Origin of the sequence: Pseudomonas sp. S5D5, assembly GCF_003013355.1 — a bacterium.
GTDB lineage: Bacteria > Pseudomonadota > Gammaproteobacteria > Pseudomonadales > Pseudomonadaceae > Aquipseudomonas > Aquipseudomonas aylmerensis.
The window spans coordinates 5295968-5321545 of record NZ_PTEO01000001.1; the positions used below are offsets into that span (position 1 = coordinate 5295968).

At 61.7% G+C, this 25578-nt stretch carries 23 protein-coding genes; 12 read left to right on the forward strand and 11 right to left on the reverse strand.

The window, feature by feature from the left end; translation table 11 throughout:
* The first annotated feature begins 92 nt into the window (after positions 1-92).
* From C9990_RS24190 to C9990_RS24195, 3 genes are all read left to right on the forward strand, one after another.
* Complete coding sequence (locus tag C9990_RS24190) at positions 93-992, forward strand: DMT family transporter (RefSeq protein WP_065899454.1); 900 nt, start codon at positions 93-95, stop codon at positions 990-992.
* Positions 993-1534: 542 nt separating this feature from the next.
* Positions 1535-1837, forward strand: a complete 303-nt coding sequence (locus C9990_RS32855; protein WP_065899480.1) for an IS3 family transposase — start codon at positions 1535-1537, stop codon at positions 1835-1837.
* Positions 1834-2670 carry an IS3 family transposase gene (locus C9990_RS24195; RefSeq protein WP_065899479.1) on the forward strand — a complete coding sequence of 279 codons (837 nt, stop codon included), beginning with the start codon at positions 1834-1836 and terminating at the stop codon, positions 2668-2670. The genes C9990_RS32855 and C9990_RS24195 overlap by 4 nt, the downstream gene beginning before the upstream one ends.
* A 362-nt stretch (positions 2671-3032) precedes the next feature.
* Here C9990_RS24195 and C9990_RS24200 read toward each other — a convergent pair whose 3' ends face one another.
* The 4 genes from C9990_RS24200 to C9990_RS24215 form a co-directional block, all read right to left on the reverse strand.
* A complete protein-coding gene (locus tag C9990_RS24200) occupies positions 3033-4250 on the reverse strand; it encodes an SAM-dependent methyltransferase (RefSeq protein WP_065899455.1) in 1218 nt (405 codons plus the stop codon).
* A 221-nt stretch (positions 4251-4471) separates the two neighbouring features.
* On the reverse strand, positions 4472-5089 hold the full coding sequence (locus C9990_RS24205) for a TPM domain-containing protein (RefSeq protein WP_106804892.1): 618 nt from the start codon (positions 5087-5089) through the stop codon (positions 4472-4474).
* 31 nt (positions 5090-5120) lie between these two features.
* Positions 5121-5852, reverse strand: coding sequence for a YgcG family protein (locus C9990_RS24210; protein WP_106804893.1), 732 nt, complete (start codon positions 5850-5852; stop codon positions 5121-5123).
* Between the two features lie 18 nt (positions 5853-5870).
* Complete coding sequence (locus tag C9990_RS24215; RefSeq protein ID WP_106804894.1) at positions 5871-6482, reverse strand: LemA family protein; 612 nt, start codon at positions 6480-6482, stop codon at positions 5871-5873.
* 238 nt (positions 6483-6720) lie between these two features.
* On the opposite strand from C9990_RS24215, the gene bglX reads away from it, so the two are divergent.
* Positions 6721-9012, forward strand: a complete 2292-nt coding sequence (bglX, locus tag C9990_RS24220; protein ID WP_106804895.1) for a beta-glucosidase BglX — start codon at positions 6721-6723, stop codon at positions 9010-9012.
* Between the two features lie 114 nt (positions 9013-9126).
* Here the strand turns inward: bglX and C9990_RS24225 are convergent, their stop codons facing one another.
* From C9990_RS24225 to C9990_RS24245, 5 genes are all read right to left on the reverse strand, one after another.
* The gene (locus C9990_RS24225; RefSeq protein ID WP_065899460.1) at positions 9127-10284 is read right to left on the reverse strand and encodes a phosphatidylserine/phosphatidylglycerophosphate/cardiolipin synthase family protein; all 1158 of its coding nucleotides are present in this window, start codon (positions 10282-10284) and stop codon (positions 9127-9129) included.
* Position 10285: 1 nt separating this feature from the next.
* On the reverse strand, positions 10286-10867 hold the full coding sequence (locus C9990_RS24230; protein ID WP_065899461.1) for a YceI family protein: 582 nt from the start codon (positions 10865-10867) through the stop codon (positions 10286-10288).
* A gap of 169 nt (positions 10868-11036) precedes the next feature.
* Positions 11037-11351, reverse strand: a complete 315-nt coding sequence (locus C9990_RS24235; protein ID WP_065899462.1) for an amidase — start codon at positions 11349-11351, stop codon at positions 11037-11039.
* Entirely contained in the window at positions 11348-12421 is a 1074-nt protein-coding gene (locus C9990_RS24240; RefSeq protein ID WP_106804896.1) for a serine hydrolase, read from the reverse strand. The genes C9990_RS24235 and C9990_RS24240 overlap by 4 nt, the downstream gene beginning before the upstream one ends.
* A 91-nt stretch (positions 12422-12512) precedes the next feature.
* A complete protein-coding gene (locus C9990_RS24245; protein WP_157955098.1) occupies positions 12513-13322 on the reverse strand; it encodes a hypothetical protein in 810 nt (269 codons plus the stop codon).
* A gap of 301 nt (positions 13323-13623) precedes the next feature.
* Here C9990_RS24245 and olsB point away from each other — a divergent pair, with 301 nt between their 5' ends.
* Positions 13624-14379 (forward strand): L-ornithine N(alpha)-acyltransferase, encoded by a 756-nt coding sequence (olsB, locus tag C9990_RS24250; protein ID WP_049709576.1) that lies wholly within the window; start codon positions 13624-13626, stop codon positions 14377-14379.
* Positions 14379-15170, forward strand: coding sequence for a 1-acyl-sn-glycerol-3-phosphate acyltransferase (locus tag C9990_RS24255; RefSeq protein ID WP_106804898.1), 792 nt, complete (start codon positions 14379-14381; stop codon positions 15168-15170). Before olsB ends, C9990_RS24255 begins: the two co-directional genes overlap by 1 nt.
* A gap of 112 nt (positions 15171-15282) precedes the next feature.
* On the opposite strand, the gene C9990_RS24260 is transcribed toward C9990_RS24255, so the two are convergent.
* The gene (locus tag C9990_RS24260) at positions 15283-15867 is read right to left on the reverse strand and encodes an ACP phosphodiesterase (RefSeq protein WP_106804899.1); all 585 of its coding nucleotides are present in this window, start codon (positions 15865-15867) and stop codon (positions 15283-15285) included.
* A 154-nt stretch (positions 15868-16021) separates the two neighbouring features.
* On the opposite strand from C9990_RS24260, the gene C9990_RS24265 reads away from it, so the two are divergent.
* The 3 genes from C9990_RS24265 to C9990_RS24275 are packed head-to-tail and all read left to right on the forward strand — an operon-like array spanning position 16022 to position 18601.
* The gene (locus C9990_RS24265; RefSeq protein ID WP_065899467.1) at positions 16022-16336 is read left to right on the forward strand and encodes a helix-turn-helix transcriptional regulator; all 315 of its coding nucleotides are present in this window, start codon (positions 16022-16024) and stop codon (positions 16334-16336) included.
* A 13-nt stretch (positions 16337-16349) separates the two neighbouring features.
* Positions 16350-17516: an MFS transporter gene (locus C9990_RS24270; protein ID WP_065899468.1), complete on the forward strand. Its 1167-nt coding sequence runs from the start codon at positions 16350-16352 to the stop codon at positions 17514-17516.
* 29 nt (positions 17517-17545) lie between these two features.
* Complete coding sequence (locus C9990_RS24275; RefSeq protein ID WP_065899469.1) at positions 17546-18601, forward strand: alkene reductase; 1056 nt, start codon at positions 17546-17548, stop codon at positions 18599-18601.
* Between the two features lie 234 nt (positions 18602-18835).
* Here C9990_RS24275 and C9990_RS24280 read toward each other — a convergent pair whose 3' ends face one another.
* Entirely contained in the window at positions 18836-19468 is a 633-nt protein-coding gene (locus C9990_RS24280; protein ID WP_065899470.1) for a TetR family transcriptional regulator, read from the reverse strand.
* Positions 19469-19754: 286 nt separating this feature from the next.
* Between C9990_RS24280 and C9990_RS24285 the strand changes: the two genes are divergently transcribed.
* The 3 genes from C9990_RS24285 to adeC are packed head-to-tail and all read left to right on the forward strand — an operon-like array spanning position 19755 to position 25522.
* Positions 19755-20903, forward strand: a complete 1149-nt coding sequence (locus C9990_RS24285) for an efflux RND transporter periplasmic adaptor subunit (protein WP_106804900.1) — start codon at positions 19755-19757, stop codon at positions 20901-20903.
* A gap of 3 nt (positions 20904-20906) precedes the next feature.
* Entirely contained in the window at positions 20907-24068 is a 3162-nt protein-coding gene (locus C9990_RS24290; protein ID WP_065899472.1) for an efflux RND transporter permease subunit, read from the forward strand.
* The gene (gene adeC / locus C9990_RS24295; RefSeq protein ID WP_106804901.1) at positions 24065-25522 is read left to right on the forward strand and encodes an AdeC/AdeK/OprM family multidrug efflux complex outer membrane factor; all 1458 of its coding nucleotides are present in this window, start codon (positions 24065-24067) and stop codon (positions 25520-25522) included. Before C9990_RS24290 ends, adeC begins: the two co-directional genes overlap by 4 nt.
* The last annotated feature ends 56 nt before the right edge of the window (positions 25523-25578 follow it).

Here is a 25578-nt window from a genome sequence, read left to right on the forward strand (position 1 = left end):
GATAAATCCGCACCCAGCTGTAGGCCCGCGATTGGCGGGGGATGTGGCTAGATGGGCTTCCCTTGAAGCCCTCTGGATTTCGGATCCCTCCCATGAGTTCGCGCGAAAATACCGGCATGGCCCTCGGCCTGCTGGGCGTCATCATCTTCAGCCTGACCCTGCCTTTCACCCGCATCGTGGTGCAGGAAATCCACCCGTTGCTCAACGGCCTCGGCCGTGCGCTGTTCGCGGCGATTCCGGCGGCGGCGCTGTTGCTGTGGCGTCGTGAGCGCTGGCCGACCTGGCGCCAGGTGCGCGGGCTGTGCCTGGTGATCGCCGGGGTGATCCTGGGCTTTCCGGTGTTGTCGGCCTGGGCCATGCAAACCTTGCCAGCCTCCCATGGCGCGCTGGTCAACGGCCTGCAACCCTTGTGCGTGGCACTGTATGCCGCGTGGCTGTCGCATGAGCGACCGTCCAAAGCCTTCTGGGCCTGCGCGGCGCTCGGCAGTGCGCTGGTGTTGAGTTACGCGCTGATCACCGGCGCCGGCAGTATTCAGGCCGGCGATTTGTTGATGCTCGGCGCGATTGCCGTCGGCGGGCTGGGCTATGCCGAAGGCGGCCGGCTGGCCAAGGAGATGGGCGGCTGGCAAGTGATCTGCTGGGCGCTGGTGCTGTCGACGCCGGTGCTGATCGGCCCAGTCTGGTACCTGGCGGCGCAGCATCAAGGTGCGATTTCGATGCGCACCTGGTGGGCGTTTGGCTATGTGTCGCTGTTCTCGCAGTTCCTGGGATTCTTCGCCTGGTACGCGGGGCTGGCCATGGGCGGGATCGCGCGGGTCAGCCAGATCCAATTGCTGCAGATCTTCTTCACCATCGCGTTTTCGGCGCTGTTCTTTGGCGAACATATCGAGCCGATTACGTGGCTGTTCGCCTGTGGGGTGATCGTCACGGTGATGCTCGGGCGCAAGACGGCGGTGCAGCCTGCGCCCGCGCCAAAGGTAAACGCTATCTAATGCAGGCGCCGGCTTGTGTGGGAGCCGGGCTTTCCCGCGAAAGCGGCCGGTCAGCCAACCCCGCTATCGCCCATGCCGCCGCCTTCGCAGCCTCGCTAAAGCTCGACAGCTCCCACAGGGGAATCGCGGAATGGCTATGAGATCTGTGGCCGGGTACGGTCAAAATGTGGGAGCGAGCTTGCCCGCGAAAGCGGTGAATCAGCCCACCACTCTATCGCCAATACCGCCGCTTTCGCAGCCTCGCTAAAGCTCGACAGCTGCCACAGGGGATTGCGGGATGGCTATGAGATCTGTGGCGGGGTACGGTCAAAATGTGGGAGCGGGCTTGCCCGCGAAAGCGGCCGGTCAGCCAACCCTCTATCGCCCGTGCCGCCGCCTTCGCAGCCTCGCTAAAGCTCGAGAGCTCCCACAGGGGATTGCGGGGGTATGTGAGATCTGTGGCGGGGTACGGTCAAAATGTGGGAGCGGGCTTGAACTGGCCTAATGATTTTGGACACCTCAATCGGGCGCTATGATGGCGTCCAAATCTGAGGTGTTTGGATATGCGTAAATCTTATTCATGTGAGTTCAAACTCAAGGCTGCCAGCATGGTGCTGGACGAGGGGCAGTCGGTTCCCGAGGTCTGTGCCAGCTTGGATATTGGCCCTACGGCCTTGCGCCGCTGGGTCGATCAAGTTCGCAAGGAACGCTTGGGCTCGACTCCGGTGGGAGCCAAGGCGATCACCGCGGATCAGCGAGAGATCCAGGAACTTAAAGCCTTGCTCAGGCAAAGAGACCGGGATATCGAAATCCTAAAAAAGGCCAGTGCTCTCCTGCTTTTGGACGCCAAAGATCACTCTCGTTGATCTGTGAGCTGGGCGAGCAGTACGGCGTTAACGATTGCTGTCGTGTGTTCGGAATAAACCGCAGTAGCTTTTACGCATGGCGTCAGCGCCAAGGCAAGGTGAGCCCTAAGCGAGAGAAACTCAAGGCTATGCTGGTCAAGCACCACAGGGCGTCGAGAGAGTCTGCGGGCGCTCGTACCTTGGCTAAACAGCTGCAAGCCGGCGGGCATGATGTCGGGCGGTTCATGGCTCGCAGCTTGATGCGAGAAGCAGGCATTGTCAGCCGTCAACGCCGGCGCCATAAGTACAAGTCACCTGGCGTGGAGGCTTTGGTGGCACCGCATGTGCTCAAACGCAAGTTTGATGTTGCGACGGTCAATCAGGTGTGGTGTGGGGACGTGACGTACATCAAAGTCGGCAAGCGTTGGCTGTATTTTGCGGCGGTTCTGGACTTGTTCGCTCGCCGGATTGTGGGCTGGTCGTTTTCGATGATCTCTGATGCCACGCTGACCTGCGAAGCCCTGCGCATGGCGATTGAACTGCGCGGTCGCCCAAAAGACGTACTGTTTCACTCCGACCAAGGTTGCCAGTACACCAGCCATAAATTCAGAAATGAACTGCTGGAACATGGACTCCGACAAAGCATGAGCCGTAAAGGCGAATGCTGGGACAACGCTCCGATGGAGCGTTTCTTTGGAAGTTTGAAATCAGAGTGGGTGCCAGAAGCAGGCTACGGGTCGGAACATGAGGCCCGAGCGGATGTGCAGCGCTATGTATCGCGCTACAACATCACCAGGCCGCATAGCTACAACGACTATCGGTCACCAGTCGCCAGGGAGAAGCTGGTGGCGTGAAACCTTAATCGGTGTCCAAGATTACTTGACCAGTTCAGCTTGCTCGCGAAAGCGGCCGGTCAGCCAACCCCTCTATCGCCCATGCCGCCGCCTTCGCAGCCTCGCTAAAGCTCGACAGCTGCCACAGGGGAATCGCGGAATGGCTACGAAATCTGTGGCCGGGTACGCTCAAAATGTGGGAGCGGGCTTGCTCGCGAAAGCGGTCGGTCAGCCAACCCCTCTATCGCCCATGCCGCCGCTTTCGCAGCCTCGCTAAAGCTCGACAGCTCCCACAGGGGAATCCTATCGCCAATACCGCCGCTTTCGCAGCCTCGCTAAAGCTCGAAAGCTCCCACACAAGCCAGCGCCTGCACGTAGTGTGTTCAGTTCAAGAAACCATCCGCCCTCAGCAGGGTTTCCAGGCAGTGCTCGGTGATGTGGTAGAACGCCTTCAGCTCCTGGATTTTCGCCAGCAACTGCGCGTTGTCCAAAGGCTCGGCGCGCTTGACCGCGAGGATCATCTTGTTCTTGTTGGTGTGCTCCAACGAGATGAACTCGAACACTTTGGTCTCGTAGCCACAGGCTTCGAGGAACAGCGCACGCAAGCTGTCGGTGACCATTTCCGCCTGCTGGCCCAGGTGCAGGCCGTACTGCAGCATCGGCTTGAGCAGCGCCGGGCTCTGGATCTGCAGGCGAATCTGCTTATGGCAGCACGGCGAGCACATGATGATCGACGCGCCGGAACGGATGCCGGTGTGGATCGCGTAATCGGTGGCAATGTCGCAGGCATGCAGGGCGATCATCACGTCCAGCTCGCTCGGCGCCACGCTGCGCACGTCGCCGCACTTGAACACCAGGCCCGGATGCTCCAGGCGCGCAGCGGCGCTGTTGCACAGGGTCACCATGTCTTCACGCAGTTCCACGCCGGTCACTTCACCCTCGGCCTTGAGGGTGTTGCGCAGGTAATCGTGAATCGCAAAGGTCAGGTAGCCCTTGCCCGAGCCGAAGTCGGCGACGCGCACCGGCTGGTCCAGCTTCAACGGTGATGAGGTCAGCGCATGGCTGAACACTTCGATGAACTTGTTGATCTGCTTCCACTTGCGCGACATCGACGGGATCAGCGCCTGCCTGGCATCGGTCACGCCGAGGTCGGCGAGGAACGGCCGGCTCAGGTCGAGGAAGCGATTCTTCTCGCGGTTATGCTCAGCCGAAGGCGCCTCGCGCAGTTGCTGCGGCTTGCTTTTGAACAGCGAGCTTTTGTTCTTCTTGCTGTATTCCAGCTGCGCTTCATCGGTCAGCGACAGCAGGTGCGCGTTCTTGAAGGACGCCGGCAGCAACTCGGCAATCATCGCCACACCTTCGGCCAGCGCGAAATTCTTGGTGATGTCGCGGGTCTTGTAGCGGTAGACGAAGGACAGGCACGGCTGCTCCTTGACCTCTACCTGCTTGATGATCAGCCGTTGCAGCTCGGCTTCCGCACCGACGTACTTGGCCAGCACCAGCTTGATAAACGCATGCTGCGCCAGGCTTGCGCTCAACAGTTCGATGAACTGGGCGTGATGATCCGGCGCAGGGCGGGCAGGTTGAGCGGTGACAGACATGAACAAAAAAGCCTCGGGCTGGGGATGCCGGGCATTTTAGGGGGGATGGGGGCCGAGGGCACGGGGTTATTTGATCAACGGTCAATCAACCCTGCCCATCCACGGCGGGACGCACCTTATGTGGGAGCCGGGCTTGCCCGCGATTGCATCACCTCGACGGGCCTGACAGACCCAGTTGCCCGCCCCGCAGGCAAGCCAGTTCCCACCTGGAGCAAGATGGGCTATTCGAGCACGACCAGGCGATTGGGCAGTTCATTGCGGGTCTGCGTGACCGGCACATGCACCTTGAGCAACTCCCCGCAGGCTTCAATGCAAGCAATAAACCCCGCCAGTGTCTGCCCCTGTTTCACTTGCTGAGTGAACGCCCTGACGATGGTGTCCCAACTGCTGTCATCCAGGCGCTTGGAAATCCCCTCATCCACCAGGATCTCCACGTAGCGCTCGGCCTCACTGACAAAAATCAGCACACCCGTGCTGCCCAGCGTGTGGTGCAGGTTCTGCTCCAGGAACTGCCGGCGCGCCAGGTTGGACGCGCGCCAATGGCGCACCGAGCGCGGGATCAGGCGGGTGGTGACCTTGGGCAGGCGAAACACCAGGCACAGCACGATAAACGTCGCCCACTGCGCCAACAGCAAGGTGTACATGGTCAAGTAGCCGGACAAGTAATGCACCACACCCGGCACCACCAACGCGATCAGGCTGGCCCACAGCAGTGGGATGTAGGCGTAGTCGTCCGCGCGGGCAGCCAGTACCGTCACCAGTTCGGCGTCGGTCTGCTGCTCGACGCGGGCAATCGCCTCGGCGACCTGGCGTTGCTCGTGTTCACTCAGTAGTGCCATGGTTGTAGATGCTCTGTTGTCGTTATTGTCATTACCAGCCGCCCGAGGCCCCGCCGCCGCCGAAGCCGCCACCGCCGCCGCGGAAACCACCGCCTCCGCTTCCGCCACCACCGCCGCGCCCGCTGCTGCTGCTGAGGATCGCCAGCAAGATGGCGCCCACCGGCAGCCCCAGCCGATTGCACAGCCACAGCACACCGATCAGCAAGATAAACAGGCCGATGGAAAACCCCGGATTATCCTTGGCAAAGTTGGCGTCCGCCACGTGCGCCGGCACCGCCAGCGGTTCGCCGCCGACCACCTGCACCATCGCCGAAACACCATCGCTGATGCCCTGGCTGTAATTGCCAGCCTTGAACTTGGGCGCAATCACCTGGTTGATGATCACCCAGGACTGCGCATCGGTCAGCACGCCTTCCAGGCCATAGCCGACTTCGATGCGCAATTTGCGCTCATCGCGGGCGACGATCAACAGCGCGCCGTTGTCCTTGCCCTTCTGGCCAATGCCCCACTGGCGGCCCAACTGATAACCGTAGTCTTCAATCGGCACCCCCTGCAGGTCGGGTACCGTGACCACCACGATCTGGTCGCCACGGGCTTGCTCGAGCGCCTGCAATTGCTGGGTGATCTGCTCCCGAGTCGCCGGGTCGATCATCTGGGCGGTGTCCACCACCCGACCGGTCAATGCCGGGAAGGTCAGCGCCGCCTGGGCCACGCCCACGCAGGCCAGCAGCCACAGCGCCAGGCCTATCCTGAATAAACGCATCGACACCTCAATGCAGCCTTATTTGAACTTCACTTGCGGCGCTTTATCGGCATCGGCACTGGTGGCTTCAAACGTGGCGCGGATCGGCAGATCGCTGTACATCACGCTGTGCCACAAGCGGCCGGGGAAAGTGCGGATCTCGGTGTTGTAGGCCTGCACCGCCTGGATAAAGTCGCGGCGGGCCACGGCGATACGGTTTTCGGTGCCTTCAAGCTGCGATTGCAGGGCCAGGAAGTTTTGGTTGGCCTTCAGGTCCGGGTAACGCTCGGACACCACCATCAAGCGGCTGAGGGCACCGCTCAAACCATCCTGGGCCTGCTGGAATTGCTTGAGTTTTTCCGGGTTGTCGAGGGTGCTGGCATCCACCTGGATCGAGGTGGCCTTGGCCCGTGCCTCAATGACGGCGGTCAGGGTGTCCTGCTCATGGGCAGCGTAGCCCTTGACCACTTCCACCAGGTTGGGGATCAGGTCGGCACGGCGTTGATACTGGTTCTGCACCTGGCCCCAGGCGGCCTTGGCCTGTTCATCCAGGGTCGGGATGGTGTTGATGCCGCAACCGCTCAGCACCGTGCTGATCAGTAGCAAAGCCGCGGCCTTGAGGCCCCAGCGGGAAGAGTGTGCTGCTTGCATGGTGTTTCTCCTGACCAAACTGGATGGAATGTGACGACTAACCCTATAAACCGCGCGCTTGGGGCATAATCCGCCACCACTGGAATGCATTGAGCCAATCAGCTACAAAGATGCCCAGCGCGAAAAAGAGTTCAGAGTGTGCTGCATTTATCTGAACAACACCCGAACAACAATAGACGCTCCCCACATTTTGGCCGATCAGCCCCAGCGCTGTGCAGTGAGCCGAAAAAGGATATTCATGAAGAAGCTGTGTTTGCTCGGCCTTGTTGCCACTCTGGCCACCCACCCAGTCTGGGCAGAAACAAAGCCTGCTGCGCTCAAGGACAAGGACGCCTTCGTCAGCGACCTGCTCAAGCAGATGACCCTCGATGAAAAGATCGGCCAGTTGCGCCTGATCAGCATCGGCCCCGAGATGCCCCGCGAGCTGATCCGCAAGGAAATCGCCGCCGGCCGCATCGGTGGCACCTTCAACTCGATCACCCGCCCGGAAAACCGTCCGATGCAGGACGCGGCCATGCGCAGCCGGTTGAAGATCCCGATGTTCTTCGCCTATGACGTGATCCACGGCCACCGCACGATCTTCCCGATCAGCCTGGCCCTGGCGTCCAGCTGGGACATGGACGCCATCGGCCGCTCCGGGCGCATCGCCGCCCAGGAAGCTGCCGCCGACAGCCTCGACATCACCTTCGCGCCGATGGTCGACATCTCCCGCGACCCGCGTTGGGGCCGCACCTCCGAAGGTTTCGGCGAAGACACCTACCTGGTCTCGCGCATCGCCGAAGTGATGGTCAAGGCCTTCCAGGGCACCAGCCCCGCCAATGCCGACAGCATCATGGCCAGCGTCAAGCACTTCGCCCTGTACGGCGCGGTGGAAGGCGGGCGTGACTACAACGTGGTCGACATGAGCCCGGTCAAGATGTACCAGGACTATCTGCCGCCCTACCACGCCGCGATCAAGGCCGGCTCCGGCGGCGTGATGGTCGCGCTGAACTCGATCAACGGCGTCCCCGCCACCGCCAACACCTGGCTGATGAACGACCTGCTGCGCAAGGACTGGGGGTTCAAGGGCCTGGCAGTGAGCGACCACGGCGCGATCTTCGAGCTGATCAAGCACGGCGTGGCCAAGGACGGGCGTGAAGCCGCCAAGCTGGCGATCAAGGCCGGCATCGACATGAGCATGAACGACTCGCTGTACGGCAAGGAATTGCCCGGCTTGCTCAAGTCCGGCGAGATCGAGCAGAGCGACATCGACAACGCCGTGCGCGAAGTGCTCGGCGCCAAGTACGACATGGGCCTGTTCGCCGACCCGTACCTGCGCATCGGCAAGGCCGAGGATGACCCGGCCGACACTTACGCCGAAAGCCGCCTGCACCGCAGCGAGGCCCGCGACATCGCGCGCCGCAGCCTGGTACTGCTGAAGAATCAGAACGACACCCTGCCGCTGAAAAAATCCGCGACCATCGCCCTCGTCGGCCCGCTGGCCAAGGCACCGATCGACATGATGGGCAGCTGGGCCGCCGCCGGCAAACCGGCGCAGTCGGTAACCCTGCTCGACGGCATGAATGCCGTGATCGGCGAAAAAGGCAAGGTGATCTACGCGCGGGGCGCCAACATCACCAACGACAAGGCCGTGGTCGACTACCTCAACTTTCTCAACTTCGATGCCCCGGAAGTGGTGGATGACACCCGTTCGCCGCAAGTGCTGATCGATGAAGCGGTCAAGGCCGCCAAGGATGCCGACGTGGTGGTGGCTGCCGTGGGTGAATCGCGCGGCATGTCCCACGAGTCGTCCAGCCGCACCGACCTGAACATCCCGCAAAGCCAGCGCGACCTGATCAAGGCCCTCAAGGCCACCGGCAAGCCGCTGGTGCTGGTGCTGATGAACGGTCGTCCGCTGTCGATCCTCGAAGAGAACCAACAGGCCGACGCGATCCTGGAAACCTGGTTCGCCGGCACCGAAGGCGGCAACGCGATTGCCGACGTGCTGTTCGGTGACTACAACCCGTCGGGCAAGCTGCCGATCACCTTCCCACGTTCGGTGGGGCAGATTCCGACCTACTACAACCACCTGACCATCGGCCGGCCCTTTACCCCGGGCAAGCCGGGCAACTACACCTCGCAGTACTTCGATGACGTCACCGGGCCGCTGTTCCCGTTCGGTTATGGCCTGAGCTACACCACGTTCAGCCTGTCGGAAATGGCGTTGTCGTCGACCACCCTGAACAAGACCGGCAAGCTCGACGCCAGTGTCACGCTGAAAAACACCGGCAAGGTCGACGGCGAAACCGTGGTGCAGCTGTATATCCAGGACGTGGCCGGCTCGATGATCCGCCCGATCAAAGAACTGAAGAACTTCCAGAAGGTCATGCTCAAGGCCGGTGAGGAGCGCACGCTGCACTTCACCATCACCGAGGACGATTTGAAGTTCTACAACACCCAGTTGAAGTACGCCGCCGAACCCGGCCAGTTCAACGTGCAGATCGGGCTGGACTCCCAGGATGTGCAGCAACAAACCTTCGAACTGCTCTGACCTGAAGCAGTAGACACAGTCAATGTGGAAGCTGGCTTGCCTGCGATAGTGGTGGAACATTCACCGCCGCTATCGCAGGCAAGCCAGCTCCCACCGTTTATCGATGTGAGCGAATCAGCCGCGTCGATCAAGCAAGTTGACCACCAGCCGATCAATCCACCCCCACACCCGCTGCTTCACCCGCCGCCACAATGGCCGCGCCTTCCACGCCTCCAGGCTCACCGCCAGGCTCTGGGCAAAGTCGCGCTCGAAACTGCCCGCCACCGCCTGCGTCAATTCCGGGTCCAACGCTTCCAGGTTGGCTTCCAGGTTGAAGCGCAAATTCCAGTGATCAAAGTTGCATGAGCCGACGCTGACCCAATCGTCCACCAGCACCATCTTCAGGTGCAGGAAACACGGCTGGTATTCAAAGATCTGCACCCCCGAACGCAGCAGGCGCGGGTAATAACGGTGCCCGGCGTAGCGCACGGACGGGTGATCGGTGCGTGGGCCGGTGAGCAACAGGCGCACGTCCACCCCGCGCCCGGCTGCGCGGCGCAAGGCACGGCGGACACTCCAGGTCGGCAGGAAATACGGCGTGGCCAGCCAGATACGGTGCTGGCCGCTGTTCAAGGCGCGGATCAGCGATTGCAGAATATCGCGGTGCTGGCGGGCATCGGCATAGGCCACGCGCCCCAGGCCCGGCCCGGTCGCCGGCACCTTGGGCAAGCGGGGCAAACCAAAATGCGTGGCAGGTTTCCACTCGCGCCGCGCGGCGTTGGCGTGCCACTGGCGATCGAACAGTGCCTGCCAGTCCTGCACCAGCGGGCCGCTGATCTGCACCATCACTTCGTGCCAGTCGGCAGTGTCTTGCCCCGGCGTCCAGAACTCATCGGTAACGCCCGTGCCGCCGACCACGGCGATGTGCTGGTCGATCAACAACAGCTTGCGGTGGTCACGGTAGAGATTGCGCATCCACCGTCGCCAGTTCAGGCGATTGTAAAAACGCAACGCCACACCGGCGTCGGTCAAGCGTTTGCGCAGCCCCAAGGTAAAGGCCAGGCTACCGTAATCATCAAACAGGCAGCGCACCTGCACCCCGCGCTCCGCGGCCAACACCAACGCCTGCACCATGGCCTCGGCGCAGGCGCCGGCTTCCACCAGGTACAACTCCACATCGACTTGCCGCTCGGCGCGGGCAATGCCCACCAACATCTGTGGGAAAAATTGCGGGCCGTCGATCAACAACTCGAAACGGTTGGCGCTGCGCCACGGGAAGACCGCGCCGCTCACGTCAGCGCGCCGTGAAAATCAGTACCGCACCCACCGGCACCGACAAACTGATCGACTTGAGCCCCGCCGCCTTGCGCAACGCGGCCACACCCGGCACCAGCTCGAAATCCTCGGCATGCAACACCACCGGTTCCAGGGTCACCACCTGGAACCGTCGATCATCCAGGCGCGTTGCCAACAGCTCGGCGCTGTAGGTCTGGGTCTTGCCATGCAACGTCACGCTCAGTGGCAGGCGCAATTCCAACTGCGCGCCAGGCGCCAGGTCGTTGATGGGTTGCAGGTTGATCTGCGCATTGATCAGCGCGTCAGGGAAGGTCTTGATCTCGAACAGCTGGTTGCGCATGCGCTCATCGCGCAGCGGAATGCCACTGTTGACCGACTCCAGCTCCACCTCCAACTGCGCCGCGCCTTTGCCGTCGACCTTGCCGTGCAACACCAGGAAGCGCTGCACCTCGGCAATCTCGGTGTTTTTGGTCGTCACGAAGGACAGGCGCGAGGACTCGTTGTCCAGGTACCAATCGGCGTGTGCAGGCGCAGCGGCGGCGATCAGCAGGAAGAAGGCCAGGGGTTTGACATTGAACATAAAGACTCATGCGGCAAAAAACCTGCACGAACCTTAACTGTGCCGTGGGCCCGGTGCAATGGAACTGACAAAGCCGAGCAAATGTGGGCGCTGGCTTGCCTGCGATGGCGGTAGACCAGCCAACATCCCTATCGCCGGCTTGCCGGCGCCTGCATGGGAAGGTGGTGTGTCAGGGGTTGAGGCGACACCCCTGCCGATCGCCGAACCACCGCGCGCTGTGTGTGCGCCCCAACCCACTGGCCGTCACTTCACTGCGCTCCGGGTTGTCGGTGAATGCGCTGGTGGGCACGTACTGCTGCACATACCCCCGGCAATATTCAGCCGGGTTGTTCGCCACATACCGACACGAGCAATACTCCTTGGCGGTATAGGCCGCGATGATGTCGGGGAAGGCTTGCAGGTTGACGCGCTCGTGCCAGATCCATCCCAGCAGGGCAAGCAACAGCAGCAGAAACAGGCTGGTAAACGGGCGACGACGGATCATGGCTTCACCGCCGCCAGCACGCGCTTGAGCAGTTCGTTATGGCGGTAGCTGCCATCGCGGTCATCGCCGTAGCGCACGATCACCAAATGTTCTTCAGGCATCACAAACAGCGCCTGGCCCCAGTGACCCAGGGCGGCGAAGGTGTCCGCAGGGGCGTCGGGCCACGGGCGTGGAGCCCCTTGGTTGAGCCACCATTGGCCGCCAGGCACGGCTTCGTCCTGGCCGGCCTGGTAGCGACCGAACGGCTGGCGATTGAAATCGACCCAGGCCTTGGGCACCAGCTGTTGCTCCCCCCAGCGCCCGTCTCGCGCCATCAGCAGACCGACACGCGCCAGATCACGGGCGGTGAGGTAGGCGTAGGACGAGGCGACAAAGGTTTCGTCGGCGTCGGTCTCCCACGTGGCGTTGTGAATCCCCAGCGGCTTGAACAGTGCATCCCACGGGTAGCTCATGTAGGCCTTGTGGCCGAGCATGCCTTTAAGGGTGGCGGAGAGAATATTGCTGTCACCGCTGGAGTAACGAAAGACCTGGCCCGGGGCGGCGAAAGCTTCGGTGTCGGCGGCGAACTCGGCCATGTCGGCGTGGCCACGGGTGTAGAGCATCGCCACCACCGAGGATTTCAACGGGGCGTATTCGTAGTCTTCCTGCCAGTCCAGGCCCGAGGCCCAGTGCAACAGGTCAGCCATGGTCACCGTGGGGTGCTGTTTCATCGGCGGGTAAAACCGCGCCGCCGGGTCGGTCAGTTTGAAGCGATTATCACCGAAGGCCACGCCCAGCACGGTGGCCATCAGGCTTTTGCTGATGGACCAGGTGAGGTGCGGCGTGGTGGCGGTGGTGGGCGCGGCGTAGCGTTCATAAATGATTTGGCCGTCACGGATCACCAGCAACGCATCGGTGCGGATGCCTTGTCGGGTGGTGTCATCACGCGGCGGGAACGCATAAGTGTTGAGCGCTTCGACAGCGGGGCCTTCAAGCGGTGTGCCCTTGACCCAGTCCTTGTCCGGCCAGGTTTCGGCGCGGGCGGTGACGGTGGCTAACAGCAGGGCAACGCACAACAGGCCTCGGACCATGGACGCAAACTCAAGGGGGCATTCAAGCCCGCGAGGCTAGCCGAGGCCAATGATGGTTTTGTGACAACCCGCTATGACAAGCATCGCACGCTTATGATTTCTTGAATGCATATGCGTAAATATCCTCCCCAGTCGGGGATGAACCACCGCGCAGCCCCCAACGCTCCTCTTTACCACCCACGCTCACAGAGCTATGACTGCCGTTTTTAGCGCCGCTGGAAAAAGCCCCTAAACGGCCCTTGAGCAAGTCTTCAGGCGATACCATTTCAATCATATTTCCCAAGCCAAGCCGCGCAAGCGCCAGAGGAAGGGCGTCAGGGCGATTCAAGACCTGCAGCGCTTCGCCAAACCCCACATTCCTGTTCTGTTCCTTGGATAATTTCTGCTGCTCAACCTTGGCCATAACCGTACTGATTACGTTCGCCGAGGTGATCGCCCCTGGATCCGTCCCCTTGAACTTCATTGCCATGGACGTCATTTCAAGCTCAGCCTGGGTCACGTAAACCGACTCGTTATTTCTTAACGTAACCTGGAAACCACCCGGGACTTCTCGCACCTCCTTGAATACGTCGGTTGGCTGCTCACCAAACTGCATCATCGCCATCTTTATTGCCGCAACGGTCACACAGTTGTCCTGATTCCACTGGCTGAAAGCACTCCAAATGTCCTCGGGTTTCTTCCCAGGATCACGACTATCTGGCTTGTATACAAACAGGTGCATGCCCGACGCCACGACCTTGTTGTTGACGGGTTCGCCATAAGACCGACCATCCTGGCTGCGGGTGCCGCTGTACCGTTTGCTGATGACTTGCACCTCCGGCGGCTCAGAACCCTGACTTTTTTCATGATTATTAATTTCCCACCAGGCGGGAGTGGTATTCGAAACTGGCGAAACCGGCATAGTGCTCCTACCTCCACAACGGAAGGCTTGGCAAACGTCCAACGGCATAAGGCGCCCATCTGCCCTCACATCCAGAGCCTGTGTGGCAGCATGGGTAATCCGGTTCCCTCCAAGCGGTCGTCCTACTCCAAATCAAAAGTAGGAAAACAATATCGGGCGACCGTTGCTGTGCAGCCCTATCAAAACGCCTGTCATCCAAGCGTCACCATAACTTCATGGAGATGACACCGAGGCTACATAGCCTGACTTTGGACAACAAAGTCGACCGGCCGAAATCGTGGCCGGCACTCGGAGACTCGCCATGACTCAGATCGCCCGCATCAGCGACACCGGCAATGAACGCCGTCTGCAAGCCGAACGCCTGATCGGCGCGCAGGCTTTGCAGGAAGCCCAGGCCCTGCGGTTCAACGTGTTCAGCGGCGAGTTCAACGCCAAGCTGAAAGGCGCGGAACTGGGCCTGGACATGGATGACTATGATGTTCACTGCAGCCACATCGGCGTGCGGGACTTGAACAGCGGTCGACTCGTCGCCACCACCCGCTTGCTCGACCACCAGGCCGCCAGCACCCTGGGCCGGTTCTACAGCGAAGAAGAATTCAGCCTGCATGGCTTGCTGCACTTGCAGGGCCCGATCCTGGAGATCGGCCGCACCTGCGTCGACCCGGCCTACCGCAATGGCGGCACCATCGCCGTGCTGTGGGGCGAGTTGGCCGAAGTGCTCAACCAGGGCGGCTACAGCTACCTGATGGGGTGCGCGAGCATCCCGATGCACGACGGCGGCATCCAGGCCCACGCGATCATGCAGCGCCTGCGCGAACGCTACCTGTGCAACGAACACCTGCGCGCCGAACCGAAAAAACCGCTGCCCGCGCTGGACCTGCCGTCCAACGTGATCGCCGAAATGCCGCCGCTGCTCAAGGCTTACATGCGCCTGGGTGCGAAGATCTGCGGCGAGCCGTGCTGGGATGAAGACTTCCAGGTCGCCGACGTGTTCATCCTGCTCAAGCGCGACGAGCTGTGCCCGCGCTATGCACGTCACTTCAAGGCGGCCATGTGATGAGCCGCCTGCGCGTATACGGGCGCATTGCCCGGGTGCTGGGGGTGGTGGCACTGGGCTTGAGCATGGCCAGTGTGTTTGGCGTGTTCGAACGCATGGGGGTGGCCAATTCGATGGTGCGCCGCCAACGCTGGTCGCGGTTTTTCATGGCGCGACTGACCAACGCCCTGCCCTTTCGCGTGACGGTGCACGGTGAGCTGCCACAAACGCCGATGCTGTGGGTGAGCAATCACGTGTCGTGGACCGACATCCCGCTGCTGGGCATGGTCACGCCGATGTCGTTCCTGTCCAAGGCCGAAGTGCGCACCTGGCCGGTGGCCGGCTGGTTGGCGGCCAAGGCCGGCAGCCTGTTTATCCGCCGCGGTTCAGGTGACAGCCAGTTGATCCGCAAGCAGATGACCCGTCATCTGGAGCAACAGCACCCGCTGCTGATGTTCCCCGAAGGCACCACCACCGACGGGCGCAGCCTGCGCACCTTCCACGGGCGCTTGCTGGCGAGTGCGATCGAGGCCGATGTGTCGCTGCAGCCGGTGGCGATCCGTTACCTGCGCGACGGGCAAGTCGACCCGCTGGCCCCGTTCATTGGCGATGACGATTTGCTCTCGCACCTGATGCGCCTGTTTGCCAATGACCAGGGCGATGTGGAAATCCACGTGCTCAAGCCGATCGCCTGCGCCGGACAGGAACGCGCGGCACTGGCGTTCCAGGCGCAGCAAGCGGTGCAGAAGGCGTTGTTTGGGCCGTTGCCGGAAGCTGAACAGGTGGATACCCGACCTGCGTTTGCAGCCTGATATCAACTGAACACGGTTTAAAGTGTGGGAGCTGGCTTGCCTGCGATGACGGTCTACCTGTGAATGCTGCGATTGCTGACACACCGCGATCGCAGGCAAGCCCGCTCCCACCTTAGATCCCACTGATCAGTTGGGTGCGTGCAAACGCCTGCAACTGCGGATAGAACCGCCGGAAATCCTCACTCAGCGGCTCATACAGCACCCGCAATTCCTGCATGGCCTGTCCCAGTTCCTCGGGTTGCGTCAGGCGCCGCGAGATCCCCCGCAAGACCTGCTCCATCACCGCAAACTCGCGGTACGACCCCAACCAGTCATCCGCCGCCATGTACGGCGCAATCTGCGCCAGCCGCCCTGGCAACTGCGGCTCGGCGGCGAGCACGCGGTAGACCTGCTCGGTGAAGCGCTCCAGCGGTTGGTCGGCATACAGCGCCCAATCGCGCGCCAGGCAATGATCGAAGAACACATCAAGGACAATCCCCGCGTAGCGCCTGCGGGTCAGGCTGAAACGCGACAACGCCTCGCCGACCAGCGGGTGACTGTCGGTGAAGCGGTCGATGGACCGATGCAGCTGGATCGCCGCCTCGATTTGCGGGCTGAACTGGCCCTGCAGGCGGCCTTTGACGAAATCGCCATACAGGCTGCCCAGCAGTTGTGCAGGAAGTTGGCCGCCCAGGTGCAGATGTGCGAGATAATTCATGGCGCGCAGTCTAGCACTGCCGACAACGTATCGTTATAACCCGATATACCGATTTAGCCTGACCTCAGACCAAAATCATATTGGTATATCGAGATATAACGATTTAAGGTTCGCCTCATCGCGATATAACGCTTTACGACACCGAGCACCTGCCATGTCCATCGACCTCGACGAAATAATAAAAGCCCTGGCGCACCCAGTACGACGAGACATCCTCACCTGGCTGAAAGACCCGAAAGTGCAGTTCCCCGAGCAACTGCACAACCACGAATACGGCATCTGCGCCGGGCAGATCGACCAGCGCTGCGGCTTGTCCCAGTCGACGGTGTCGGCCCACCTGGCGACCTTGCAACGGGCGGGACTGATCAGCAGCCAGAAGGCCGGGCAGTGGCACTTTTTCAAACGCAATGAGGAAGTGATCCAAGCCTTCCTCACGGCGCTCATCACTGAACTCAGCGCACCGCTGTAACAAGGAAACGCAAATGCCCCTCTCGCTACTCATACTGGCCCTGAGCGCCTTCGCCATCGGCACCACCGAGTTCGTCATCATGGGCTTGCTGCCCGATGTGGCGGCGGACCTCGGCGTGTCGATTCCCGGCGCCGGCTGGCTGGTCACCGGCTACGCCCTGGGCGTGGCCATCGGCGCGCCGTTCATGGCGCTGGCCACCGCCAAGCTGCCCCGCAAGGCCGCCCTGGTAGCGTTGATGGGCATCTTCATTGTCGGCAACCTGCTGTGCGCCCTGGCCAGTGACTACAACGTGCTGATGTTTGCCCGTGTGGTCACCGCGCTGTGCCACGGTGCGTTCTTCGGGATCGGCTCGGTGGTGGCCGCCAACCTGGTACCGGCCAACAAACGCGCTTCGGCAGTGGCCTTGATGTTCACCGGCTTGACCCTGGCCAACGTGCTCGGCGTGCCGCTGGGTACGGCGCTGGGCCAGGCAGCCGGCTGGCGCTCGACCTTCTGGGCCGTAACGGTGATTGGCGTCGTGGCGCTGATCGGCCTGATCCGCTTCCTGCCGGCCAAGCGTGACGAAGAAAAACTCGACATGCGTGCCGAACTGGCCGCCCTCAAAGGCGCCGGCATCTGGCTGTCGCTGACCATGACCGCGCTGTTCGCCGCGTCCATGTTCACCCTCTTCACCTACGTGGCGCCTCTGCTTGGCGACGTCACCGGCGTCTCCCCCAAAGGCGTGACCTGGACCCTGCTGCTGATCGGCCTGGGCCTCACCGTGGGCAACATCATCGGCGGCAAGCTGGCGGACAAACGCCTGGCGGCCACGCTGATCGGCGTGTTCATCAGCATGGCGGTGGTCTCCACCGCGCTGACCTGGACCAGCATCGCCGTGATCCCGACTGAAATCACCCTGTTCCTGTGGGCCACCGCCTCGTTTGCCGCCGTCCCCGCGCTGCAGATCAACGTGGTGACCTTCGGCAAGGCCGCACCGAACCTGGTATCCACCTTGAACATCGGCGCCTTCAACATCGGCAACGCCCTGGGTGCCTGGGTCGGCGGCAGTGTCATTGCCCACGGTTTCGGCCTGACCAGCGTGCCCCTGGCAGCCGCCGCCCTGGCGATCCTCGCGCTGGTGGTGACCTTGATTACTTTCCGCCAGAGCGGCGATGCCGACCTGGCCCCTGCGACCAACTGATCAACTTCAAAGAGAAAGGTGTTTTCCCCATGACGACTATTTTCGATCCGATCAAACTGGGCGACCTGGAACTGGCGAACCGCATCATCATGGCGCCGCTGACCCGCTGCCGTGCCGATGCCGGCCGCGTACCCAACGCGCTGATGGCCGAGTACTACGTGCAACGCGCCTCCGCCGGGCTGATCCTCAGCGAAGCCACCTCGGTGACGCCACTTGGCGTGGGCTACCCGGACACCCCGGGGATCTGGTCCAACGACCAGGTGCGTGGCTGGGCCAACGTCACCAAGGCGGTGCACGGTGCCGGCGGCAAGATCTTCCTGCAGCTGTGGCACGTGGGCCGTATCTCCCACGAGTCGTACCTGAACGGCGAAACGCCGGTGGCTCCGAGCGCCATCCAGGCTAAAGGCCACGTCAGCCTGGTGCGCCCACTGGCGGACTACCCGACGCCACGTGCGCTGGAAACCGCTGAAATCGCCGACATCGTCGACGCCTACCGCACCGGCGCCGAAAACGCCAAGGCCGCCGGCTTCGATGGCGTGGAAATCCACGGCGCGAATGGCTACCTGCTCGACCAGTTCCTGCAGAGCAGCACCAACCAGCGTACCGACCTCTACGGCGGCTCCCTGGAAAACCGTGCACGCCTGCTGCTGGAAGTGACCGACGCAGCCATCGAAGTCTGGGGCGCCGGCCGTGTCGGTGTGCACCTGGCACCACGCGCCGATGCCCACGACATGGGTGACGACAACCTGGCAGAAACCTTCACCTACGTCGCCAGCGAGCTGGGCAAGCGCGGTATCGCGTTCATCTGCTCCCGCGAGAAAGAAGCCGGCGACAGCCTCGGTCCACAATTGAAAAAGGCCTTCGGCGGCGCGTACATCGCCAACGAGCGCTTCACCAAGGACAGCGCCAACGCCTGGCTGGCGGCGGGCAAGGCCGATGCGGTGGCCTTCGGCGTACCGTTCATTGCCAACCCGGACCTGCCAGCACGCCTGAAGGCCGAGGCGCCGCTCAATGAGCCACGCCCGGACACCTTCTACAGCAAGGGTCCGGTCGGCTACATCGATTACCCGACACTGGCCCTGTGATGTAACTTGCTGAAACGAAAAAGCCCCGGCTCGCGAGAACCGGGGCTTTTTCTTGAGGGCGAAGAAACATTCCTTCACAGCCTTGCAACAAAATCGCTACAAAATACTTAGGCGGCTACCTATCAACCGCCCGCCAGCCCGTATATAAAGTCACCCCACCGATCAGGCAAAAGGACGATTGACGGTCCTTGGGCTTTACTGTTGACACAACTGGATGCAATTACGCATTTTGTCTTAATTGCGCAGGCTGGGGCTCCAGCGCAGCATGTCCAGCCCGGCATCCACCCAGCGCTCGGCGTCCTGGTGCAGTTGGAAACTGTCGGGGACCAGCAGCCACTGGCCAATCAACCCGTTGATGTAGGCATGAATGCACACTGCCCCTCGGGTAGTGTCGAGGTTTTCCGGAAGTTGCCCGCGATGGACCGCATTACGCAGTGTCAGGCCAATGCGCAGGTTGCATTCCAGGCTGTGGGTCTGGCGCTGACGGCGCATATCGCACATTTCATCGGTGAATTCGCACTTATGAAACAGGATCTCATTGATGCGCCGGGTTTTCGGGTCCAGGGCCACTTGATGAAACAAATGAATCAACAGCTTGCGCATGCACCCGAGCGGGTCGAGTTCATCCTCGCTTTCGCTGGCGCGCGCCAACTCATCCAGCGGCTCATGCAGGGTGTCGAGCAGCGCCTGCAACAGATCGGATTTATTGCTGAAATGCCAATAGATGGCACCCCGCGTCACCCCGGCCAGCGCGGCGATGTCAGCCAGCGTGGTCCGCGCAACGCCGCGCTCATAGAAGGCTTGCTCGGCGGCGGCGAGAATCTGGCTGCGCGTTTCCTGAGCTTCCTCTTTGGTGCGACGAACCATGGCAGTAAAACCTCAATCAGGACACTTGGGACTATCGGTAACGCACGATCAATAGGCGGTAACGATCATCTGAATAATTGTGGGACGACACCGTCATGGGCGCCGAACGTACTAAAATCGAGGCTTTGGGCGGTGCTTTGTCAACATTCCGCGAAGCCTGTCAAGAGTTTACAAACAACCATGAACGTAAGTATATTGCGTAGCAAGCTACTTATCTACTCACAGCTTGTTTTTTACCCTTCCACACTTCTTGTGCGCACTCTGCGCGCCTGACCCGAGGATCTTCATGCAACTTAAGCCAGCTGTTACCGCTCTGGTCACTGCCGTCGCCCTGGCATCGCTGCTCAGCGGATGTAAAAAGGAAGAAGCGGCTCCGCCCGCTCAAACCCCTCAGGTCGGCGTGGTCACCCTTCAACCGCAAGCCTATACCCTGACCTCCGAACTGCCGGGCCGCACCACTGCCTACCGCATCGCGGAAGTTCGCCCGCAGGTCAACGGCATCATTCTCAAGCGCCTGTTCAAGGAAGGCGCGGATGTGAAAGAAGGCCAGCAGCTTTATCAGATCGACCCGTCGGTCTATGAAGCCACGCTGAAAAGCGCACAAGCCAGCCTGACCCAGACCAAGTCCATCACCGACCGCTACAAGCAGTTGGTCGATGAGCAAGCCGTCAGCCGCCAGGAATACGACACCGCCGTCGCCAACCGCATGACTGCCGAAGCAAACGTTCAAACCGCCCAGATCAACGTGCGCTACACCAAAGTGTTCGCGCCGATCTCCGGGCGTATCGGGCGTTCTTCGGTGACCGAAGGCGCGCTGGTCAGCAACGGCCAGGCCGATGCCATGGCCGTGATCCAGCAACTGGACCCGATCTACGTCGACGTCACGCAGTCTTCGGCTGAAATGCTGAAACTGCGCCGCGACCTGGAAAGCGGCCAGCTGGAGAAAGCCGGCGCCAATGCCGCCAAGGTCAAGCTGACCCTGGAAGACGGCAGCGACTACGGCCTGGACGGCAAGTTGGAGTTCTCCGAAGTGTCGGTTGACCAGACCACCGGTTCCGTGACCCTGCGCGCCGTGTTCCCCAACCCTGACCACACCCTGTTGCCTGGCATGTTCGTCCACGCCCAGTTGCAGGCCGGTGTGAACAGCAAGGCCATCCTGGCCCCGCAGCAAGGCGTGACCCGCGACATCAAGGGCATCCCGACCGCGCTGGTGGTGAACAAGGACAACAAGGTCGAGCAGCGCCAACTGGTGGCCAACCGTACTGCCGGCGCCTACTGGCTGGTGGAAAAAGGCTTGAACGCCGGTGACCGCGTGATCACCGAAGGCTTGCAATTCATCAAGCCGGGCATCGAAGTCAAGGTCAAGGACGCGGACAACGCCAAGCCCGCAGGTTCCGCTGCTGCTCCTGCTGCCGCTGCTGGCCAGGGGGAGTAACCCATGTCGAAATTTTTTATCGACCGTCCCATTTTCGCCTGGGTAATTGCCCTGGTGATCATGTTGGTCGGGGCACTGTCGATCCTGAAGTTGCCCATCAACCAATACCCGGCCATTGCGCCAACCGCCATTGATATCCAGGTGACCTACCCAGGTGCCTCTGCACAAACCGTGCAGGACACCGTGGTACAGGTGATCGAGCAACAGCTCAACGGTATCGACAACCTGCGTTATGTCGCCTCGGACAGTAACTCCGACGGCAGCATGACCATCACCGCGACGTTCAACCAGGGTACCAACCCGGACATCGCCCAGGTCCAGGTGCAGAACAAGCTGAACCTGGCGACCCCACTGCTGCCGCAAGAAGTGCAGCAGCAGGGTATCCGCGTGACCAAGTCGGTGAAGAACTTCCTGATGGTGATCGGTCTGGTGTCGGAAGACGGCAGCATGACCAAGGACGACCTCTCCAACTACATCGTGTCCAACATCCAGGACCCGATCTCGCGTACCGCGGGTGTAGGTGACTTCCAGGTGTTCGGTTCGCAGTACGCCATGCGTATCTGGCTCGACCCGGCCAAGCTGAACAACTACCAGCTGACGCCGGTGGATGTGAGCAACGCGATCCAGGCGCAGAACGTCCAGGTGGCCACCGGCCAACTCGGCGGCCTGCCTGCCCTGCCCGGCACCCAACTGAACGCCACCATCATCGGCAAGACGCGCCTGCAAAGCGCCGAAGAGTTCGCCAAGATCCTGATGAAGGTGAACGCCGACGGCTCGCAGGTGCGCCTGGGTGATGTCGCGCGTATCGAACTGGGCGGCCAGAACTACAGCATCAGTGCACAGTTCAACGGCAAACCGGCTTCCGGCATGGCGATCAAGCTGGCTGCCGGTGCGAACGCCCTGGACACCGCCAAGGCCATCCGCGCCACCGTGGCGTCCCTGGAGCCGTTCTTCCCGCCTGGCATGAAGGCGGTGGTGCCGTATGACACCACCCCGGTCGTGACCGAGTCGATTTCCGGTGTTGTACACACCCTGGTCGAAGCGATCGTGCTGGTGTTCCTGGTGATGTTCCTGTTCCTGCAGAACTTCCGCGCCACCATCATCACCACCATGACCGTACCGGTGGTATTGCTGGGTACTTTCGGGATCCTCGCAGCGTTCGGTTTCACCATCAACACCCTGACCATGTTCGGCATGATCCTGGCCATCGGCTTGCTGGTGGACGATGCCATCGTGGTGGTGGAAAACGTCGAGCGGGTCATGGCCGAGGAGCACTTGTCGCCGAAAGAAGCGACGGTCAAATCCATGAGCCAGATCCAGGGCGCCCTGGTGGGTATTGCCCTGGTACTGTCGGCGGTACTGTTGCCGATGGCGTTCTTCGGTGGTTCCACCGGTGTGATCTACAAACAGTTCTCCATCACCATTGTTTCGGCGATGGCGCTGTCGGTACTGGTTGCCTTGATCTTCACCCCGGCCTTGTGCGCCACCATGCTCAAGCCGATCGATCCTGAAAAGCATGGCCAACCCAAGCGCGGTTTCTTTGGCTGGTTCAACCGCACCTTCGACCGTGGCGTACTGAGCTACGAGCGCGGCGTGGGCAACATGATCAAGCATAAGTTTCCAGCGTTCCTGGTCTACGTGCTGATCCTGGCCGGCATGATCTGGATGTTCACCCGGATTCCAAGCGCGTTCCTGCCTGAGGAAGACCAGGGTGTGATCTTTGCCCAGGTGCAGACACCGGTCGGTTCTTCGGCTGAACGTACGCAAAAAGTCATCGACGACATGCGCGCCTTCCTGCTGAACGACAAGGAAGGCGAGCCGGGCGAAGGCAAGGCCGTGAAGTCGGTGTTTACCGTGAACGGCTTCAACTTCGCCGGTCGTGGCCAGAGCTCGGGCCTCGCGTTTGTGATGCTCAAGCCGTGGGATGAGCGTGACTCGTCGATGTCGGTATTCGAGGTGGCCAAGCGTGCGCAGGGTTACTTCTTCGGGGCCTTCAAGGACGCCATGGTATTTGCCATCGTGCCGCCTTCGGTACTGGAGCTGGGTAACGCCACCGGTTTCGACGTGTTCCTGCAAGACCAGGGTGGCGTCGGCCACGAGAAGCTGATGGCGGCACGCAACCAGTTCCTCGGTGCAGCGGCGCAAAGCAAGATCCTCGCAGGTGTGCGTCCCAACGGCGTGAACGATGAGCCGCAGTACGAACTCACCGTCGACGACGAGAAGGCCAGCGCCCAGGGCATCAGCCTGGCGGATATCCAGCAGACCCTGGCGATTGCCCTGGGTGGTAGCTACATCAACGACTTCATCGACCGTGGTCGTGTGAAGAAGGTGTACGTGCAGGGTGACGCGGCCAGCCGGATGTCTCCGGAAGACCTGAACAAGTGGTTCGTGCGCAGCAGCTCCGGGAAGATGGTGCCGCTGTCGGCCATCTCGTCGGGCCAGTGGATCTTCGGTTCGCCGAAACTCTCGCGCTATAACGGTGTAGCGGCGATGGAAATCCTCGGTACCCCAGCACCTGGCTACAGTACCGGTGATGCGATGGCGGAAGTCGAGCGTATCGCCAAGGACCTGCCGGCCGGCGTCGGCTATGCATGGACCGGCCTGTCGTATGAAGAGCGCCTCTCCGGCTCCCAGGCGCCTGCGCTGTACGCGCTGTCGCTGCTGGTGGTGTTCCTGTGCCTCGCGGCACTGTACGAAAGCTGGTCGATCCCGATCGCGGTGATCCTCGTAGTGCCACTGGGTGTGATCGGTGCATTGATCGCCACCAGCCTGCGCGGCCTGTCCAACGACGTTTTCTTCCAGGTGGGCCTGTTGGTCACAGTGGGCCTGGCGGCGAAGAACGCCATCCTGATCGTGGAGTTCGCCAAAGAGCTCCACGAACAAGGCAAGGGCATCGTCGAAGCGGCCATCGAGGCGTCCCGCATGCGTCTGCGTCCGATCATCATGACGTCCATGGCGTTCATGCTCGGCGTATTGCCACTGGCGATTTCCACCGGCGCCGGCTCGGGCAGCCAGCACGCCATCGGTACCGGCGTAATTGGCGGTATGATCACCGCCACCGTCCTGGCGATCTTCTGGGTGCCACTGTTCTTTGCAACCGTGTCGGCCGTTGGCGAGCGTAAAAAGACCGACACTACTGAAACTCCTAAAGAGGCTGGCCAATGAGCAAGTCGCTACTTTCCCTAGCCGTCACGGCATTCGTGCTCAGTGGCTGCTCGTTGATACCTGACTACCAGCGCCCCGACGCGCCGGTAGCAGCGCAATACCCGCAGGGGCCGGCGTATTCGTCGGCCCAGGCACCGGGCCAGGCCGCTGCCGAGCAGGGCTGGAAGCAGTTTTTCCATGACCCTGCCCTGCAACAGCTGATCCAGACCGCGCTGGTGAACAACCGTGACCTGCGCGTTGCGGCCTTGAACATCGACGCCTACGCCGCGCAGTACCAGATCCAGCGTGCCGACCTGTTCCCGGCCATCTCGGCCACGGGCAGCGGCAGCCGTTCGCGTACCCCGGCCAAGTTGTCGCAGACCGGCGAAGCCGGGATCACCAGCCAATACTCGGCCGGCCTCGGGATCAGCTCGTATGAGCTGGACCTGTTCGGTCGTGTGCGCAGCCTGAGTGAAGAAGCACTGCAGAAGTACTTCGCCACTGAAGAAGCGCGGCGCAGCACCCAGATCAGCCTGGTGGCCAGCGTGGCCAACGCCTACCTGACCTGGCAGGCCGACAAGGAACTGCTCAAGCTGACCCAGGACACCCTCGGCGCGTTCGAGCAGAGCTACAAGCTGACCTCGCGCAGCAATGAAGTCGGCGTGGCCTCGGCCCTCGACCTCAGCCAGGCGCGCACCTCGGTGGAAAACGCCCGTGTGCAACTGGCGCGCTACACCCGCCAGGTGGCCCAGGACGAAAACAGCCTGACCCTGCTGCTGGGCACCGGCTTGCCGGCAAACATCACCAGCAAGCCGCTGTCGGATGACCTGCTCAGCGAAGTGCCGGCCGGGTTGCCATCGGACCTGCTGCAACGTCGTCCCGACATTGTGCAGGCCGAGTACAACCTCAAGGCGGCCAACGCCAATATCGGCGCGGCCCGTGCGGCGTTCTTCCCAAGCATCAGCCTGACCGCGAGTGCCGGCGCTGCCAGCCCGACCCTGGGCGGCCTGTTCAAAGGCGGCTCGGGGACCTGGTCGTTTGCCCCGCAGATCAACATCCCGATCTTCAACGCCGGTAGCCTGCGCGCAAGCCTGGACTACTCGAAGATCCAGAAAGAGATCAACGTGGCCAACTACGAGAAGGCGATCCAGACCGGCTTCCAGGAAGTTTCCGACGGCCTCGCCGCGCGTGAAACCTACAAGCAGCAGCTGGATGCCCAACGTGGCTTCGTCGCGGCCAACCAGGATTACTACCGCCTGGCCGAGCGTCGCTACCGCATCGGTGTCGACAGCAACCTGACCTTCCTCGACGCCCAGCGCCAACTGTTCAGTGCCCAGCAATCGCTGATCACCGACCGCCTGGCGCAGCTGAACAGCGAGGTCAACCTGTACAAGGCCCTCGGCGGTGGCTGGAACGAGCAGACCGCGAAGAACGAGCCGTTGAAAGAACAGGCACCGCCGCTGAAGTTGTTCTGACAGTGCGGCTGTAGATAAAACCGCTTCCCTTACCGGAAGCGGTTTTTTTATGCCTG

What these genes read in the sequence shown, in the direction of transcription:
- C9990_RS24200 (WP_065899455.1), bottom strand. Translation starts at nt 4,250, where the DNA reads ATGTCTGTCACCGCTCAACCTGCCCGCCCTGCGCCGGATCATCACGCC.
- C9990_RS24290 (WP_065899472.1), top strand. Translation starts at nt 20,907, where the DNA reads ATGTCGAAATTTTTTATCGACCGTCCCATTTTCGCCTGGGTAATTGCC.
- C9990_RS24255 (WP_106804898.1), top strand. Translation starts at nt 14,379, where the DNA reads ATGAGCCGCCTGCGCGTATACGGGCGCATTGCCCGGGTGCTGGGGGTG.
- C9990_RS24270 (WP_065899468.1), top strand. Translation starts at nt 16,350, where the DNA reads ATGCCCCTCTCGCTACTCATACTGGCCCTGAGCGCCTTCGCCATCGGC.
- C9990_RS24210 (WP_106804893.1), bottom strand. Translation starts at nt 5,852, where the DNA reads ATGCGTTTATTCAGGATAGGCCTGGCGCTGTGGCTGCTGGCCTGCGTG.
- C9990_RS24240 (WP_106804896.1), bottom strand. Translation starts at nt 12,421, where the DNA reads ATGGTCCGAGGCCTGTTGTGCGTTGCCCTGCTGTTAGCCACCGTCACC.
- C9990_RS24230 (WP_065899461.1), bottom strand. Translation starts at nt 10,867, where the DNA reads ATGTTCAATGTCAAACCCCTGGCCTTCTTCCTGCTGATCGCCGCCGCT.
- C9990_RS24215 (WP_106804894.1), bottom strand. Translation starts at nt 6,482, where the DNA reads ATGCAAGCAGCACACTCTTCCCGCTGGGGCCTCAAGGCCGCGGCTTTG.
- olsB (WP_049709576.1), top strand. Translation starts at nt 13,624, where the DNA reads ATGACTCAGATCGCCCGCATCAGCGACACCGGCAATGAACGCCGTCTG.
- adeC (WP_106804901.1), top strand. Translation starts at nt 24,065, where the DNA reads ATGAGCAAGTCGCTACTTTCCCTAGCCGTCACGGCATTCGTGCTCAGT.
- C9990_RS24280 (WP_065899470.1), bottom strand. Translation starts at nt 19,468, where the DNA reads ATGGTTCGTCGCACCAAAGAGGAAGCTCAGGAAACGCGCAGCCAGATT.
- C9990_RS24235 (WP_065899462.1), bottom strand. Translation starts at nt 11,351, where the DNA reads ATGATCCGTCGTCGCCCGTTTACCAGCCTGTTTCTGCTGCTGTTGCTT.
- C9990_RS24275 (WP_065899469.1), top strand. Translation starts at nt 17,546, where the DNA reads ATGACGACTATTTTCGATCCGATCAAACTGGGCGACCTGGAACTGGCG.
- C9990_RS24190 (WP_065899454.1), top strand. Translation starts at nt 93, where the DNA reads ATGAGTTCGCGCGAAAATACCGGCATGGCCCTCGGCCTGCTGGGCGTC.
- C9990_RS24285 (WP_106804900.1), top strand. Translation starts at nt 19,755, where the DNA reads ATGCAACTTAAGCCAGCTGTTACCGCTCTGGTCACTGCCGTCGCCCTG.
- C9990_RS24205 (WP_106804892.1), bottom strand. Translation starts at nt 5,089, where the DNA reads ATGGCACTACTGAGTGAACACGAGCAACGCCAGGTCGCCGAGGCGATT.
- C9990_RS24260 (WP_106804899.1), bottom strand. Translation starts at nt 15,867, where the DNA reads ATGAATTATCTCGCACATCTGCACCTGGGCGGCCAACTTCCTGCACAA.
- C9990_RS24245 (WP_157955098.1), bottom strand. Translation starts at nt 13,322, where the DNA reads ATGCCGGTTTCGCCAGTTTCGAATACCACTCCCGCCTGGTGGGAAATT.
- C9990_RS32855 (WP_065899480.1), top strand. Translation starts at nt 1,535, where the DNA reads ATGCGTAAATCTTATTCATGTGAGTTCAAACTCAAGGCTGCCAGCATG.
- bglX (WP_106804895.1), top strand. Translation starts at nt 6,721, where the DNA reads ATGAAGAAGCTGTGTTTGCTCGGCCTTGTTGCCACTCTGGCCACCCAC.
- C9990_RS24265 (WP_065899467.1), top strand. Translation starts at nt 16,022, where the DNA reads ATGTCCATCGACCTCGACGAAATAATAAAAGCCCTGGCGCACCCAGTA.